Below are 15,529 nucleotides of genomic sequence, written 5' to 3' on the forward strand. Positions count from 1 at the left end.
TGTCAGCGGGTCCGGCGTGGTGAGTCGGCGTACGTGTCTGTGTCTGTGTCTGTGTGTGCGTATGCGTGTGCGGGTCGGCGCTGTCGCGCGTCAGCCGGCTTCGTCGGTGAGCCGGGCGACCAGGTCGCGCTTACTGATCTTGCCGACGGCGGTGAGCGGGAGGGTGTCGAGCACCACGAGCCGGTCGGGGTGCATGAAATCGGCCAGGCCCCGGTCGGCGAGATGGGCCTTGACCTCCTTGATCCGGGGCCGTTCGGCGCCGGGGGCCGCGGTGACCACGGCGCAGACCAGCTCGCCGAGGGTCTCGTCGGGCAGGGGGACCACCGCGGCCTGGGCGATGCCCGGATGGGCGAGGAGATGTTCCTCCAGCTCCGAGGCGGAGACGTTCTCGCCGCCCCGGTTGACGACGTCCTTGGCCCGGCCCTCGACCACGAGGTGTCCGGTCGGCAGCCGGCGGACCAGGTCCCCGGTGCGGAAGAAGCCGTCCGGGGAGAACGCTCCGGCGTTGTGCCGGGCCGCCCGGTAGTAGCCACGCAGGGTGTACGGGCCCCTGGCCCACAGCTCCCCCACGGTCCCGTCCGCCACCGGGGCTCCGTCCCGGTCGAGTACGCGCACCTCGTCCTGCGGGGAGAGGGGGCGGCCCTGGGTGGTGGCGACGGTCTCCGGGCCGTCCTCGGGCCGGGTGTAGCTGAGGAGTCCCTCGGCCATGCCGAAGACCTGTTGCAGGGAGCAGCCGAGGGCGGGCGGGATCCGGCGGGCGAGATCGGGGTCGAGCCGTGCGCCGCCCACCTGGAGGAGCCGCAGCGAGGAGAGGTCCTCCGGGGACCACTCGGCGTACTCCGTCCACAGCCGGGCCATCGGCGGCACCAGGGCGGTGACCGTGACGCCCTCGCGTTCGATGAGGGGGAAGGCGACGTCGGGGCTGGGGGCGGGGGCCATCACGGCGGTGCCGCCCGCGCTCCAGATGCCGAGGAGTCCCGGGCAGGCCAGCGGGAAGTTGTGGGCGGCGGGGAGGGCGGCCAGATAGACGTCGGCCGGGCCCAGCCGGCAGACCTCGGCGCTGGCGCGGGCGTTGTAGGCGTAGTCGTCGTGGGTACGGGGGATGAGTTTGGGTTTGCCGGTGGTGCCGCCGGAGACCAGCAGGACGGCGGGGGCCGAGGGGTCCGCGGTGGGCAGCGGGCCCGGTTCGGCGCTCACCCCGTCGAGCGCGGTGAAGGGTCCGGGGTCCCCGGCGACCAGGATGTGCCGCAGGGTGGGGACGCGTTCGGCGACCTCGGCGGCGAGCGCGCGGTGGTCGAAGCCCGCGTGCCGGTCGGGTACGACGTAGGCGACGGCCTCGGAGAGCGCGGCCAGATGGGCGATCTCGGAGCGCCGGTGCGCCGGGAGGGTGAGGACGGGGATCGCCGCGCAGCGGGCCAGCGCGAACAGCAGCACGGCGAAGTCGGCGCTGTTGGGGAGCTGGACCAGGACCCGGTCACCGGGGGCGATGCCGAGGGCGAGGAGTCCGGCGGCGAGGGTGTCGGCGCGGCGGTCCAGTTCGGTGTAGCTGAGACGCCGGTCCCCGGAGACCAGGGCCGTGCGGTCGCCGGAGCGGGCGGCCCAGGCGCGCGGCAGCTCGCCGAGGGCGGTGCCGCGCCAGTGGCCGAGGTCGCGGTAGCGGCGGGCGTCCTCGGCGGGCCAGGGGGTGAAGGCGGGTCCGTCGGGGAGGCTCGCGGGCCCTGGAGTTCCCTCGGGTGCTGAGGGTACGGAGGTCACCGGCCGTCCTCCTGACCGGGGAGGCGGGCGGCGTCGAGCCGGGTGACGACCTCGTCGTCGCTCAGCGCCTCGATGTCGAGGAAGAGCTGGGCGACCCGCTCCAGCCGGCCCGGGTCGGGGTGGGCGGCGGCCAGCGCGCGGGCCAGTCCGGCGACGGTGGGGGCGGCGAAGAGCATCCGCACGGAGGCCTGGGGGGCGTCCAGGGCCTCCCTCAGCCGGGCGATGATCCCCGTGGCGCGCACCGAGTCGCCGCCGAGGGCGAAGAGTTCCTCGTCGGCCGCGACGTCCTTGACGCCGAGGGTCTGCTGCCAGATGTGGGCGACGGCCCGCTCCAGCGGGGTGCCCGGCGGGGTACGGGTGGGGCCCGGGCTCTGCCGGGCCGTCAGCGCGGCGAGCGCGGCGCGGTCGGTCTTGCCGTTGGCGGTGAGCGGGAGGGCGTCCAGGACGGTGATCCGGTCGGGCACCATGTGCGGCGGGAGCCGGTCGCGGAGGGCTTCGCGGAGGGCTTCGGAGGTGGTGTCGGACGCGCCGTGCGGTCCGGCCGGGACGACGGCCGCCGTGAGGGCGGCCGGGGTGCCCGCGGCGAGGGCGACGGCGGAGCGGACCCGGGGGTCGGCGGTGAGCGCTGCCTCCACCTCGCCCAGTTCGACCCGGAAGCCCCGGATCTTCACCTGGTGGTCGCGGCGGCCCAGGAATTCGATGCCGTCGACGGGCGTCCAGCGGGCCTGGTCACCGGTGCGGTACCAGCGCCGGCCCAGGTGCTCGACGAAGCGGTCGGCGGTACGCACGGGGTCGCCCCGGTAGCCGAGGGCGACGCCGTCGCCGCCGATCCACAGCTCGCCGGGCACCCAGTCGGGGCAGTCCCGGCCGAGGTGGTCCACCACCCGGCAGACGACATTGCGCAGGGGCGTCCCGTAGGGGACGCAGTGCCAGTGCGGCGGCACCCCGTCCACCTCGCGGACGGTGGAGTGGATGGCGGTCTCGGTGGTGCCGCCCAGGGCGACGAACCGGCAGCCGGGGACCTTCGCGGCGAGCCGTCCGGGCAGCTCGGGGGCGACCCGGTCGCCCCCGAGCAGGACCAGCCGCAGGCTGTCGCCGGGGTGGTTCGTTCCGGTGAGCAGCATGTCCAGCAGCGCGGGTACGCAGTTGAGGACCGTGACGCGGTGGCGGCGGGCCAGTTCGGCCCAGCGCGCGGCGTCGCGGCGGTCGTCCTGGTCGGGGAGGACGACCGCGCCGCCGGTGGAGAGCGGGGCGAAGAGATCGAAGACCGACATGTCGAAGTCGAGGGCGGAGAGGGCGAGGGTGCGGTCGTCCGGGCCCAGCGAGTAGCGCTCGGCGAGGTCGTCGAGGGTGTTCACGACGGCCCGGTGCGGCACGTCGACGCCCTTGGGCTCGCCGGTGGACCCTGAGGTGAACAGCAGATACGCGGGGCGCTCCGGATCGCCGTCCGTCCCGTCCCCGGACTCCCCCGCGCCGCCGGAGACCGGGGCGGGCAGCGGCGGTACCTGGAGCGCGGCGGGCAGCGGCAGGGCGCGCCCGGAGTCCTCGGCCGCGTCCGGGTCCGGGTGGCCCGCGGTGACGGTGACGGAGAGCCCCGCGGTCCCGGTGATGCGGGCGGCGCGGGCGGGCGGCTGGTCCACCCCGATCGGTGTGTAGGAGCCGCCGGCGGCCAGCACTCCGAGGACGGCGACGGCCTGGCCCGGTCCCTTGGGGAGGGTCACTCCGACGGGGTCGCCGGGGCGCACTCCCCGGGCGACGAGCGCCGCCGCGACCCGCAGGGCGCGGTCGGCGAGGTCGCCGTAGGTCATCGTGCCGTCGTCGCCCCAGAGCAGCGCGGGGGCGTGCGGATTCCGCCGGGCCAGGGTGAAGAAGTCCTGGTGGAGCGGGCGGTCGCGGCGGGGCCGCCCGGTGTCGTTGGCGCGGGCGCGGGCCGCCGGCTGCGCCGCGGGCGGCAGCCCGTCGACGGGCAGGTCCCAGGCGGGGCCGTCCTCGGCGAGCCGGTGCACCAGCCGTTCGAAGGCGCCGAACATGGCCTCGGCCGTACCGGGGGCCAGTTCGTCCTCGCGGATGTCCCAGTTGACCAGCAGACCGCCGCCGAGTTCGGTGATCTGGGCGTCGAGCAGCACCTGGGGGCCCTGGGAGACGATCCACACCGGGTCGCCGAAGGCGGCGCGCACGGTGGGGTGGAAGAGTTCGCCGAGGTTGAGGGCGCTGGTGAACACCACGGGGGCCAGCACCTGTTCACCGGCCCGCCGGGTGAGGTCGCGCAGCACCTCGACGCCGGAGTGGTCGGCGTGGGCCATGTCGGCGTGCATCCGGGTCTGGATCGCGCGGGCGCGGTCGGCGAAGGGCAGCGGCTCGGTGAGGTCCACGTCGAGGAGGACGGAGCCGGTGAAGTCGCCGATGATCCGGTCGATGTGCGGGTGGAGCGGCTCGCGGTCGAACAGCGGCACATTGAGCAGGAACCGGGGGGTGGCCGACCAGGCCCCTATGACCTCGGCGAAGGCGGTCGCCACGGTCATCGCCGGGGTCAGTCCGCGCCGCCTGGCGGCTTCGGTGAGCCGGCCGCGCGCCTCGGGGCCGAGGACGAAGTGCCGGCGGGTGACACGGGCGGCGGCCGTCCGGTCCGGCTCGGGGGCCAGGGGGAGTTCGGGCGCGCCGGGGAGGTGGGGCAGCCGCTCCCGCCAGTAGTCGGCGGCCGTCCGCGCGGCTTCGGCGCGGCTGTCGGGGCGGGCGGCGCGGTACTGCCGGTAGCTGTAGTCGATGGCGGGCAGTTCGGTGTCCGGCTCGGTGTGCAGACGCGCGAGGTCGGCGAGGAGGAGCCGGTAGCTGACCGCGTCGGCCGCGACCATGTCCACATCGAGGTGGAGACGGGTGCGGTCGCCGGGGAGCAGGCTGAGCGCGGTGGAGAAGACCTCGCCCCGGTCGATGCCGAGCAGTTGGTGGGAGAGGGTCTGCCGGATGTCTTCGAGCCGCCGTTCGAGGGCGGGTCCGTCGAGCCCGCGCAGGTCGTGCACGGTCAGCCCGCGCCAGCCGGAGCGGGCCTCGACCCGCTGGCGTCCGTCGTCGGTGAAGCGGGCGCGGAGCATCGCGTGGCGCTCCACCAGCCGTTCCAGCGCGGTGCGTAAGGCCGCCGGGTCGACGCCGCCGCCCGGGGCGGTGTCGAACTCGGTGTAGAGGTGCGCGGCGACGCCGCCGAGCCGCTGTCCGTCGGTGCGGCCGATCCAGTAGGCGTGCTGCATCACGGCGAGGGGGAACTCGCCGTCTTCGTCATCGCCGGGCCTGTCGCCGTCGCTGTCGCTGTCGCCGTGCTCGGGGGCGGCGGGCGTTTCGGGGGTACGGGTGGTGAGCAGCCCGGTCCAGGCCGCGAGCGTGGGGTTCTCGGCGAGTTCGGCGAAGTTCACCATGAGGCCGCCGCGCCGCCATCCGCCGATCAGGCGCATCACCGCGATGGAGCCGAGTCCCAGCGCGAAGAGGTTGGCGTTCTCGTCGATCGCCCCGGGTTCCTCGTCGACGAGTTCGGCGATCGTCCGGCGCAGCGCCTCGGGGGTCGGTTCGTGTGAGGTCATCGCTCTGTCGCTCCGAAGTCGCGGTTGCGCGGGTCGCGGGGCCCTTCGGGGCTGCCGGCGTCGGACCGCGTGCGGGGTACGAGGAATCTGCTGGTGCTCCGGAGCTTCTCGCAGGTCTCCTCGAACTCGCGCTCGGGAGTGGAGTGTTCGACGATGCCGGCCCCGGCGCGCAGCCAGGTGCGGCCGTCGCGCTGGAAGACGGTCCGCAGGACGAGGGCGGCGTCGAGGGAGCCGTCCGCGTCGGCGGTGAGGACCGCGCCGCTGTACAGGCCCCGGGGGGCGCTCTCGTACCGGTGGATCGCGGTGCAGGCGGCGGTCTTGGGGAGGCCGGAGGCCGTGACCGCGGGGAAGAGCGCGGCCAGCGCGTGCCAGGCGTTGCGGCCGGGGGCGAGGCGTGCGCCGACCCGGGAGGCGAGGTGCTGGACGCTGCCCCGTCTGCGTACGTTCATGAACTCGTCCACGGTGACGGAGCCGCGCTCGGACATCGTGTACAGCTCTTCGCAGGCGGCCTTGACCGATATCGCGTGCTCGAAGATCTCCTTGGGGTCGGCGAGGAGTTCTTCGTGGCGGTCGTGGTCGGCCGCCGGGTCGCCGGTCAGGGCCCGGGTGCCGGCCAGTGGCTGGGTGGAGATCAGGCCGTGGGCGTCGACCTCGACGACGGTCTCCGGGCTGAATCCGGCCGCCCGGTGGACTCCGAGGTCCAGCAGGAAGGAGCGGGCGGGGGTGTTGCCCCGGCGGCCCAGCAGATAGGTGGCGGCGAGGTCGATCTCCTGGGGCACCGGGACGACCCGGGAGAGGATGACCTTCTGGAGCTGTCGCGCCCGGATGTCCTCGACGGCGGCGGCGACGGCCTTGCGGTACTCCTCGCCGAGTTCGCCCTCGTCGAGGTCGAGCGGCGCGCCGGCGGCCGGGGCGGGTTCCCCGGCGAGCCGCTCGGCCAGCGCGGGCAGGGCCCCGGGGTCCAGGGCGCGCAGTGTGGCCTCGCCGTCCTGCCAGCGGACCTCGGTCTCGGGGACGATGAGATGCAGCAGCGGTTCCGGGCCGGCCAGCTGGGGCAGGCCGTGCAGGAAGTACGCCAGCTCGAACCCGGCCCAGCCGTAGGCGCGCCACCCGGGCAGCGGGCAGGCGGCGAGGAGGTCGGCTATCTGCTGGAGGGGGGCGGGGCCGGTCGGCAGGGTGCGGGCGCCGAAGTCGTCCCGCACCTCGATCCGGTCCGGGTACAGCAGCAGTTCGTAGGCGGCGCCGGCCCCGAAGGACCACTGGCCCGCGCGCTCGTAGAGCACATGGGGCGCGGTGGAGGCCCCGGCCAGGGAGGCGGCGACCGCGAGGGGGTCGCCGAGTGCGCCCGCGGTGGTGGATCGATAGCCAGAGCGATCGGAAAGTGTGGTCACCGCACGCTCACTGCATGCTGAAGGTGCTCCGTGGTCCGCATGGGAAGTCCTCTTCTGGCAGCACAGAGTGCGCCGTGACAGATTCAGGTCCTGGACGGCTCAGAGGCAGGTTCGCACCTGCTGATGAGGGGGGTTGTGCGCGAACGGGTGCGACGGGTCAGCGGGGCGCGGGGGCCCGGGCGTCCCGCTCCATCCGGCGCGTGAGGCTCTGCGGACGCAGGTCGGTCCGCTGCCGTTCGATGTGCTCCGGGCACGAGGAGCGAGTGCCTTCATGGTTGACCGGGGCGTAGAAGGTTCCGCTGTCGTCGTCAAAGGGATTCGTCGTCATGGACGAGTTGATCCTTACGTCGTCGGCCTGGGGTTCCCGTGCCATGATCCGCTCACACGGATACTTAGGTAAGTCTAACCTAATCCCTTCCGCGCGCACCACTGCCACCCATCCCAAATGCCCCTGTTGGAAGGGTAATTAATGATCTTCCGCATAAGGAACCCGGCACAATTACCGCAGTTGGCGGGGGAATGGGGGGACGGACGGGAGTCCGTCCCTCCGTACGACGGGCACGGCACGGCCCGGCCCGGCTCAGCTCCGCCGCGCGCCGTCGGCGGCGAGCAGCCCGGAGGAGGAGGACGCGCCCAGCCGCCGGGGGTCGTCGGGCCTGGCGAGGGGGACCACCAGCGGAGTGCCCACCTCCGGGTCGGGGATGATCCGGCAGGCGAGCCCGAAGACCTCCTCCACCAGCTCGGCGGTGATGATCTTCGAGGGGTCCCCCTGGGCCGCGATCCTGCCGTCCTTCATCACGATCAGATGGGTGGCGTAGCGGCATGCCTGATTGAGGTCGTGGAGGACCAGGACCAGGGTGTGCCCCTGCCCCCGGTGCAGGTCCCAGCAGAGGTCGAGCACCTCGACCTGGTGCGCGAGGTCGAGGAAGGTGGTGGGCTCGTCCAGCAGCAGCACCCCGGTCCGCTGGGCGAGGACCATGGCGAGCCAGACCCGCTGGCGCTGTCCGCCGGAGAGTTCCTCGACGAACCGGTCGGCCAGCTCCAGGACGCCGGTCATCTCCATGGCCTCGACGACCGCGCGCTCGTCCTCGGCGGACCACTGACGGAGCATCCGCTGATGCGGATAGCGCCCGCGCGCCACCAGGTCGCCCACGGTGATGCCGCCGGGGGCGGTGGAGGTCTGCGGCAGCAGTCCGAGCCGCCGCGCCACCTCCTTCGCGGAGTAGGAGGAGATCGGCGCGGAGTCCAGCCGGACCGTCCCCGCCCTCGGTTTGATCATCCGGGACAGGGCTTTGAGCAGGGTGGACTTGCCGCAGGCGTTCGGCCCGACGATCACCGTGAAGGAGCCGTCCGGGATGCGGACGTCCAGGGCGCTGGCCACCACCCGCTCGTCATAGGCCAGGGTGAGGCCCTCGCCCTGGAGCCGGACACCGTGCGCGGAGTCGCTCATGTCGTTCCCTGCCCGCTTCCGAAGTGGTGTGGTGCGTGGTGGATTGCGGCGATGTCCCGGCGGGGGCGCGCCATCAGCGGTTCCGCCATTCCCGGCTCAGCAGCCAGGCCAGATAGACCCCGCCGAGCGCGGCGGTGGCGACGCCCACCGGCAGCTGCGTCGGGGCCAGCACCCGCTGCGCGGCCAGGTCGCCCACGACCAGCAGCAGGGCTCCCATCAGCGCGGCGGGCAGCAGTCCCGACCCGGCCGAGCGGGTCAGCCGGCGGGCGAGCTGGGGGGCGGCGAGCGCCACGAAGGCGATGGGGCCCGCGGCGGCGGTCGCCACCGCGGTCAGCCCGACGCTGGTCACCAGGAGGGCGAGCCTGGTCGGCTCGGCGGGCACGCCCCGGGCGCGGGCCGTCTCGTCGCCCATCTCCAACAGCGACATCCGCCGTCCGAGCGCGAGCGCGGCGGGCACCAGGACCAGCAGCGCGAGCGCCAGCGGCAGCGCGTGTTCCCAGCGGCGGCCGTTCAGACTGCCGGTGAGCCAGAGCTGCGCGGTGTGCGCGTCGGCGAGCGCCGCGCGCGTCAGCAGATAGGCGTTGAACGAGGCGAGCATCGCGGTGGTGCCGATGCCGATCAGAATGAGGCGGAAGCCCTGCACCCCGCGCCGGAAGGCCAGCCCGTAGACCACGGCGGCGGTCGCCAGACCGCCGACGACCGCGCCTGCGGCGACGCTCTGGAGGCCGCCGCCGAGCAGCAGGATCACGATGAGCGCGCCGGTGGCCGAGCCGGTGGTGAAGCCGATGACGTCCGGGCTGCCCAGCGGATTGCGGGAGATGCTCTGGAACATCGCCCCGCTCATCCCCAGCGCCACCCCGACCATGACGGCGACCAGCAGCCGGGGCAGCCGCAGTTCGTTGACGATGAAGTCCAGCCCGTCGGGACCGCCGCCGAACAGCGTGGCGATCACGTCGGGGACCGAGGCCTGATAGCTGCCGGTGGTCAGACTCACGACACCCACGGCCAAGGTCACCGCGGCCAGCAGTGTCCCGGCGGCCAGCGAGCGGAAGTGGAAGCGGAGGGAGACCGCCCCGGCCGGGGTGCGGAGCACCCGCCCGGTGACCGGCCTGGCCGGCCTGCCCTGCTTGCCGGGCCTGTCGGGCCCGGCGGACTCGTGGGGCCCGGCGGGCCTGTTGACGGGGGGACCCCCGCGTACCGCGCTCACAGCCCGGTCACCCTGCGTCGGCGGCTGAGCGCGATGAAGACCGGCGCGCCCAGGAACGCGGTGACGATGCCCGCCTCCAGCTCCCCCGGCGCGGCGAGCAGCCGCCCGACGACGTCCGCGCCCAGCAGCAGGGCCGGTGCGAGCACCAGCGAATAGGCCATCACCCAGCGCTGGTCGGGGCCGGTGACCAGCCGGACGACATGGGGAACCGCCAGGCCGACGAAGGCGATGGGCCCGGCCGCGGCGGTGGCCCCGCCACAGAGCAGGGCGACCGCCAGCGCGCCGATCAGCCGGGTCCGCTCGGTGTGCGCGCCCAGCGCCCGGCCAGTCTCGTCGCCCAGGGCCAGCGCGTTCAGCGGGCGGGCCAGGGCGAGCGCCACGACCACGCCCAGCAGGATCAGCGGGCCGACCTGGAGGGCCACGGCCAGATCGCGGCCGGCGAGCGATCCCACGTCCCAGAAGCGGAACTTGTCGAAGGTCTCCACGTCGTGGAGGAGGACGGCGGACACGAAGGCGATCATCGCGGCGTTGATCGCCGCCCCGGCGAGCACCATCCGGTCGGGGGTGGCCGCCCGGCCGGTGGAGCCGAGCAGATAGACGAGGGTGTAGGTGGCCGCGGCGCCCAGGAAGGCGAACCAGACATAGCCGATCGGGGAACCGACGCCCAGGAAGGAGATCGCCACCACCACGGCGGCCGAGGCCCCGTTGTTCACACCGAGGAGTCCGGGATCGGCCAGCGGATTGCGGGTCAGCCCCTGCATCAGCGCGCCCGCGAGCCCCAGTGCCGCGCCGGCCAGCAGGCCGAGCACGGTGCGCGGGATCCTCAGCTCCCGCACGATGAAGCCCTCTTCGCCGCCCCTGCCGTCGAAGAGCACCTCCCAGACGGCCGCGAACGGGATGCTCCGCGCGCCGACCGAGAGGCTGAGCACACAGACCCCGGCGAGCAGCACGGCACCGGCCAGCAGGCCGCCCCAGCGCATCGTGGCGGCCCGGCGGCGCAGCGAGGGGGAGGCGGCCCTCACGGTCGGCCCGGGGGCCGTCGGGACCGGTTCCTCCGCGGTCTTCGTCAGGACCGCCGGGGACGAACCGCCCGGCGGATCCGGCGACTCGGCCGGGGTCGTCGCCGCCGGCCTGTACCGCCTCACCACTCGGTCACCGTCGCTCCGGGAAAACGGCACAACGTCTTCACCACCAGGCCTCCCCCGTTCGCACCCAGCAGTCCATAAGTTGATAAGGAAAGCCTAACCATCTCTCAGCGAACGAATCAACTTGCTCCGCACGGCAGTTGGGGCCGCAGGAAACCCTTCCAACTTGCACACAAGTGGACTTAGGCATACCTTACCTAAGCAGTTGGGACTCGGGTACACAGGAGGTAACCATGGGTGATTCCGGCGGCCTCTCCCCGACCAGGGACACCGCGCCCGGACCGCTCCCCGGCACCACGGGGGCCGGAGGCCGGGGGCCGTCCGCGCGCACCGGGCTGGTGCTGGCCGCGGTCTGTCTGTCCCAGCTCATCGTGGCGCTGGACATCAGCGTGGTCAATGTCGCCCTGCCCGCCATCAGCCGCGATCTCGGCTTCTCGGCGGGCTCGCTGGCCTGGGTGGTGAACGCCTACACCCTGGTCTTCGGCGGACTGCTGCTCCTCGGGGGGCGGCTGGCCGATCTGTTCGGACACCGCCGCACCATGATCGCCGGACTGCTGCTGTTCGGGATCGCCTCGCTGCTGGGCGGCTTCGCGCAGACCCCGGGCCAGCTGATCGCCGCCCGGGCCGGGCAGGGGCTGGCGGGCGCGGTGCTCGCGCCGATCGGCCTCACCGTGATCATGGTCACCTTCGCGGAGGGACCGGCCCGTACCAAGGCGGTCGGCACCTGGGCCACCGTCGCCGGTTCCGGCAGTGCCCTGGGCGTACTCGCGGGCGGACTGCTCACCGATCTGCTCGGCTGGCGCTGGGTGATGCTGATCAATGTGCCGCTGATCGCCGTGGCCCTGCCGATAGCGATGGCGGCCGTGCGGGACCGGCCGTCCCACGAGCGGCCCCGGCTCGACATCCTCGGCGCGGTCCTCGGCACCGCGTCGATGACCGCCCTGGTCTACGGCGTCCTGAGTACCGACCGGCACCCCTGGGGCTCGGCCCGGACCCTGTCCGTACTGGGCCTGGCCGTGCTCCTCGGCCTCGCGTTCACCCTGTGGGAGCGGCGGAGCAGCGCCCCGCTGGTACGGCTGGGGATACTCCGGAGCCGCACCGTGTGGCTCTCCAACGTCAACTCGCTGCTGGTGGGCGCGGCGATGGTGAGCGGCTTCTATCTGGCCTCGCTGTACCTCCAGGACGTGCTGCGTTACAGCCCCCTGGAGGCGGGCTTCGCCTTCCTGCCCTTCTGCTTCGGGGCCATCGGCGGCAGCGTGGCCGGCATGCGCCTCGTCAAGACGGTGGACCGGCGGCTGCTCATCGTCGGCGGTCTGCTGCTCCTCGCCGCCGGAATGGCCTGGTTCAGTCTGGCGGACGCCTCCTCGACCCTGATCGGCGGGTTCTTCGGGCCCTCCCTGGTGGCGAGCGTCGGCATGGGGCTGAGCATGGTCACCAACACCTATATGGGCACCTCCGGGGTGGCCCACCACGAGGCCGGTCTCGCCAGCGGACTCCTCAACGCGGGCCGCCAGTGCGGCGGGAGCATCGGCCTCGCGGTGCTCGCCACCGTCGCGGCCGCCGCGACCAGGGCCGCCGAGGGCACGGGGGCCGGAGCCCGGGAGGCGCTGGCGGCGGGGTACGGCCGTGCCTTCCTCGTCACCGCCGCGCTCGCGCTGGCCGCCGCCGCGCTCACCTCGGTCGCTCTCCCCCGGCTCCGGGCCACCGCCGCACAGGAAGCGTGAGCCGGAGCCGGAGCGGGAGCCGGGGGAAGGCCTGCGCGCTCCTCGGCGGTTCATTCGCGGCGGGGGCCGATCACGGCGGTCCCGTCGTGGACGGTGATCGCCAGGGCCGGGCAGATCTCGGCGGCCTCCAGGGCGCGTTCGTCCGGTTCCGCGCCGTCCTCACGGGCCCGCGCGTGATCGCCGTCCAGCGCGAACACCTCGGGGGCGATCGCGGCGCACATGCCCGAGCCCAGACAGAGCCGGGAGTCGACCCGTACGCTCCAGCTCACGCCGGTCACCAGGCGACGGGCATGGCCCGGGGGCCGCGCACCAGCATCTCGGACTTCCAGACCACATCGCCGGCCAGCCGCAGCCCGGGGAATCGGGAGATCAGCCCGCCCAGGGCCTCCTGGAGCTCCAGCCGGGCCAGCGGCGCGCCGAGACAGTGGTGCACCCCGTGACCGAATCCGAGGTGCTGGTTGCCCTCGCGGGAGATGTCGAGGACGCCGGGGGCGGTGAACCTCATCGCGTCGCGGTTGGCCGCGCCGGCCGCGACCAGGACCGGGGTGCCCGCCCTGACGAGGGTGGTGCCGACCACGACGTCCTCGGTGGCGTACCGGGGGTGGGCCGCGCCGCTGCCCAGCGGCACGAACCGCAGGAGTTCCTCGACCGCGCCCGGGATCAGCTCCGGGCGGGCCCTCAGCAGGGCGAGCTGATCGGGGTGGTCCAGCAGGGTGAGGACGAAGTTGGGGATCTGGGTCGCGGTGGTCTCGTGCCCGGCGACCAGCACGGCCACGCACAGATCGACGAGTTCCTCCTCGGAGAGCCGGTCGCCGCCGTCCCTGGCCTCGATGAGCTCGGTCATCAGATCGTCCTGCGGCTTCTCGCGGTGGAGTTCGATCAGCCCGGCCATGTAGACGCGCAGCTCTTCGTTGTTGGCCTCGGCCTCGGCGGCGGTGAGGGAGCTGGTCGACAGCGCGGCGTCGCTCCAGATCCGGAAGCGGGGACGGTCCTCCAGGGGCACCCCGAGCAGCCGGCAGATCACCGCGACCGGGAGCGGCAGCGCGAAGCCGTCCACCAGGTCGGCGGGGGCCCCGGTCTCCTCCAGGGCGTCGAGGAGGCCCGTGGTGAACTCCTTGACCTGGGGCCGGAGCCGCTCCGCCGCGCGGACCGTGAACGCCTTGGCGACCAGGGAGCGGAGCCGGGTGTGGTCGGGCGGGTCCATGCCGAGGATCCCGCTGTCGGTACGGCCCTCCGACTGCCGGGGCGCGTCGTGTTCGGCGGCCAGGGCGCGGCTGAAGCGCTGGTCCCCCAGGACGAACCGGGCGTCCGCGTAACGGGTGACCAGCAGGGCCGGTTCGCCGTAGGGCATACGGACGGAGAGCAGGCCCTCCTGATCGCGGGCGTGCTCATAGGCGTCGGCGAGCCGGAGCCCGTCGGCGGTGTTGAAGGGGTAGGCAAGGGGTGTGGTGTCGGCTGTCACTGCGACCTCCCAGATGTAAGCATCTGCTTACAACGGTAGGCCCGGCCTTCGGGGCGGTCAACGACCGTATACAGCCGTTGTTTTGACCAATCGCCGGAAAGGATCACCTCGTGGAAGAAGCTCCCTGTCCACCCGCCGGAGAACGCCGCCGCGACGCCGCTGCCACCCGGCTGCGGCTCCTCGAAGCGGCCCGGGACCTGTTCGCCGAGCGGGGGTACGAGGGGACGACGGTCCGTGAGATAGCCGAGCGGGCCGGGGCCAATCAGGCACTGCTGTTCCGGTACTTCGGGTCGAAGCAGGGCCTGCTCACCGAGGTCGTCGCCCAGGGCGGTCTGGAGCGGCTGCGCGCGACACCCCCCGGAGAGCTGTTCGAGGCCTCCCTGCGATCGATGCTGACCGGCAGCGCCACCGGCGCGGCCGACCGCTCGCTGGAGGTCTATCTGCGGTCCGTCGGACGCGGCGAGGAGGAAGCCGGAACCCTGCGGGAGCTGGGCCAGGAGTACCAGAGCGCCCTGGCCACCCTCTCCGGCGCCGAGGACGGGGCCCTCCGCGCCGACCTCGCCATGGCCTGGCTGCTCGGCATCGGCCTCATGCGCACGGTCGTCGCCCGCGAGCCCCTGGCGAGCGCGGACCCGGACGCCGTCTGCCGGCTCGTCCTCGGAGCCCTCGACCACCTCTGGTCCGCGCCGGACCGAACGGAGTAGCGTCCGCGCCGAACAGGCCGCCGTACGGCGGATCCCCTTGCTGCGGCCGTGTGAAACCCGACCGCCAATCAGGTGCGTACCGGCGTGTCGCGATGTCCCGGCCAACAGCGCGGGAACGTTTCAGCGGAAGTTCCCGTACTCCGGTCCGTCGACCACCAAGGAGAACCATCATGCGCGTCCGCGCCGTCCTGACCACCCTCGCCCTCACCGCCGCCGGAATCCTCGGCACCACGACCGCCGCGTCGGCCCTCGACTTCGGCGACATCGTCATCTCCTCGGAGCAGAACCCGAACGTGGTGGTGGGGTGTAGCCCGCACTGGGTGGTGCTCTCGCCGTCCGTGCAGTGCGGCGTCTTCCACATCACCGCCCCCTAGGGCCCGGCCCCCCGCCGGGGTGCCGGCCGCACTCCCGCACCCCGGCTCCGGCGCGGTACGACGGGTGGCCGAATCGCGCCAGGCAGTGCCAGACCTTCTTGAGGTCCTGAAGCGCGTACCGGCCCGAACGGGCGGCATCCCCGACGACCTCGGGAGTGAGCCGGCCGCCCACCGCGATCTCGACCCCCAGGTCGACATATCGCTGCCCCCGGTAGCCCGGACGGCGTCGCAGCTCGTCCACGCCGAGCCGGAAGCCGGGATGCCATTCCACCGGGCACGGAAGCCGGTGAGCGGCGGCCTCCCGCCGGGCGATCGGGGTGGAAGTGCATCGTCACCCGCATGTCGGGAGGGAGGGGTCCGCCGGTGGAGAGAAGCGCGACATGCCGCAGGGCCTTCTGACTCGGCGATGAAGCGTGGGTGTGAGCGGCCATCCGCGCATTGTGCGGGAACGGCGGTCGCCGCCGCACCCGAGTTCGTACGGGGGACGCGTGTGCCAACGGGCCGGGAGGGGATGCCGGTTCAGCGGTAGGCGTCGCGGCAGAGGACGGTGACGGAGGGGTCGGTGATTCCGGCGGAGCTGTCGCAGATGTCCTTCATGCCGTAGGTCGTGCCCGGCTGGGGTGCGGGCGGCTTCGGGACCGAGGGGCGGGGCTCGTGGGCGCCGGGCCAGGGGACGCGTTGGCCCGGTGGGGGCAGTTGGGGGGTGCGGGGGGTGGGGGGGGTGTGGAGGGGGGGGTCGGGGCGGGAG

General features: G+C 73.5%; 12 protein-coding genes and 2 pseudogenes. 3 read left to right on the forward strand and 11 right to left on the reverse strand.

All coding sequences use genetic code 11. The annotated features are described in order from the left end of the window. Positions 1-90 precede the first annotated feature (90 nt). The 7 genes from ABD371_RS34420 to ABD371_RS34450 all read right to left on the reverse strand — a co-directional run bounded on the left by ABD371_RS34420 (position 91) and on the right by ABD371_RS34450 (position 10,517). Positions 91-1,755 carry a (2,3-dihydroxybenzoyl)adenylate synthase gene (locus ABD371_RS34420; RefSeq protein ID WP_344486230.1) on the reverse strand — a complete coding sequence of 555 codons (1,665 nt, stop codon included), beginning with the start codon at positions 1,753-1,755 and terminating at the stop codon, positions 91-93. Continuing rightward, positions 1,752-5,324, reverse strand: a complete 3,573-nt coding sequence (locus tag ABD371_RS34425) for a non-ribosomal peptide synthetase (RefSeq protein WP_344486233.1) — start codon at positions 5,322-5,324, stop codon at positions 1,752-1,754. The genes ABD371_RS34420 and ABD371_RS34425 overlap by 4 nt, the downstream gene beginning before the upstream one ends. Beyond that, on the reverse strand, positions 5,321-6,715 hold the full coding sequence (locus tag ABD371_RS34430) for a salicylate synthase (protein WP_344486238.1): 1,395 nt from the start codon (positions 6,713-6,715) through the stop codon (positions 5,321-5,323). The genes ABD371_RS34425 and ABD371_RS34430 overlap by 4 nt, the downstream gene beginning before the upstream one ends. Before the next feature lie 157 nt (positions 6,716-6,872). Then, positions 6,873-7,043, reverse strand: coding sequence for a hypothetical protein (locus tag ABD371_RS34435; protein WP_344486241.1), 171 nt, complete (start codon positions 7,041-7,043; stop codon positions 6,873-6,875). 252 nt (positions 7,044-7,295) lie between these two features. After that, entirely contained in the window at positions 7,296-8,165 is an 870-nt protein-coding gene (locus ABD371_RS34440) for an ABC transporter ATP-binding protein (protein ID WP_344486244.1), read from the reverse strand. Between the two features lie 73 nt (positions 8,166-8,238). Then, a complete protein-coding gene (locus tag ABD371_RS34445; RefSeq protein ID WP_344486267.1) occupies positions 8,239-9,258 on the reverse strand; it encodes a FecCD family ABC transporter permease in 1,020 nt (339 codons plus the stop codon). Between the two features lie 110 nt (positions 9,259-9,368). Then, complete coding sequence (locus ABD371_RS34450; RefSeq protein ID WP_381735504.1) at positions 9,369-10,517, reverse strand: FecCD family ABC transporter permease; 1,149 nt, start codon at positions 10,515-10,517, stop codon at positions 9,369-9,371. A 233-nt stretch (positions 10,518-10,750) separates the two neighbouring features. Between ABD371_RS34450 and ABD371_RS34455 the strand changes: the two genes are divergently transcribed. Continuing rightward, on the forward strand, positions 10,751-12,241 hold the full coding sequence (locus ABD371_RS34455) for an MFS transporter (protein ID WP_344486247.1): 1,491 nt from the start codon (positions 10,751-10,753) through the stop codon (positions 12,239-12,241). Positions 12,242-12,291: 50 nt separating this feature from the next. Here ABD371_RS34455 and ABD371_RS34460 read toward each other — a convergent pair whose 3' ends face one another. Beyond that, positions 12,292-12,510 (reverse strand): ferredoxin, encoded by a 219-nt coding sequence (locus ABD371_RS34460; protein ID WP_344486250.1) that lies wholly within the window; start codon positions 12,508-12,510, stop codon positions 12,292-12,294. Positions 12,511-12,515: 5 nt separating this feature from the next. After that, entirely contained in the window at positions 12,516-13,703 is a 1,188-nt protein-coding gene (locus tag ABD371_RS34465; RefSeq protein WP_344486254.1) for a cytochrome P450, read from the reverse strand. 110 nt (positions 13,704-13,813) lie between these two features. On the opposite strand from ABD371_RS34465, the gene ABD371_RS34470 reads away from it, so the two are divergent. Further along, a complete protein-coding gene (locus tag ABD371_RS34470) occupies positions 13,814-14,407 on the forward strand; it encodes a TetR/AcrR family transcriptional regulator (protein WP_344486257.1) in 594 nt (197 codons plus the stop codon). A gap of 170 nt (positions 14,408-14,577) precedes the next feature. Further along, positions 14,578-14,781 (forward strand): hypothetical protein, encoded by a 204-nt coding sequence (locus tag ABD371_RS34475; RefSeq protein ID WP_190124041.1) that lies wholly within the window; start codon positions 14,578-14,580, stop codon positions 14,779-14,781. Here the strand turns inward: ABD371_RS34475 and ABD371_RS34480 are convergent. Together ABD371_RS34480 and ABD371_RS34485 are read right to left on the reverse strand one after the other, a co-directional pair. After that, positions 14,768-15,082 (reverse strand): annotated as a pseudogene (locus tag ABD371_RS34480) (DUF3626 domain-containing protein); the annotation flags it as partial. The gene ABD371_RS34475 and the pseudogene ABD371_RS34480 overlap by 14 nt on opposite strands. A 218-nt stretch (positions 15,083-15,300) precedes the next feature. Beyond that, a pseudogene (locus ABD371_RS34485) lies at positions 15,301-15,529 on the reverse strand (hypothetical protein); the annotation flags it as partial.

The organism is Streptomyces amakusaensis, assembly GCF_039532665.1.
GTDB lineage: Bacteria > Actinomycetota > Actinomycetes > Streptomycetales > Streptomycetaceae > Streptomyces > Streptomyces amakusaensis.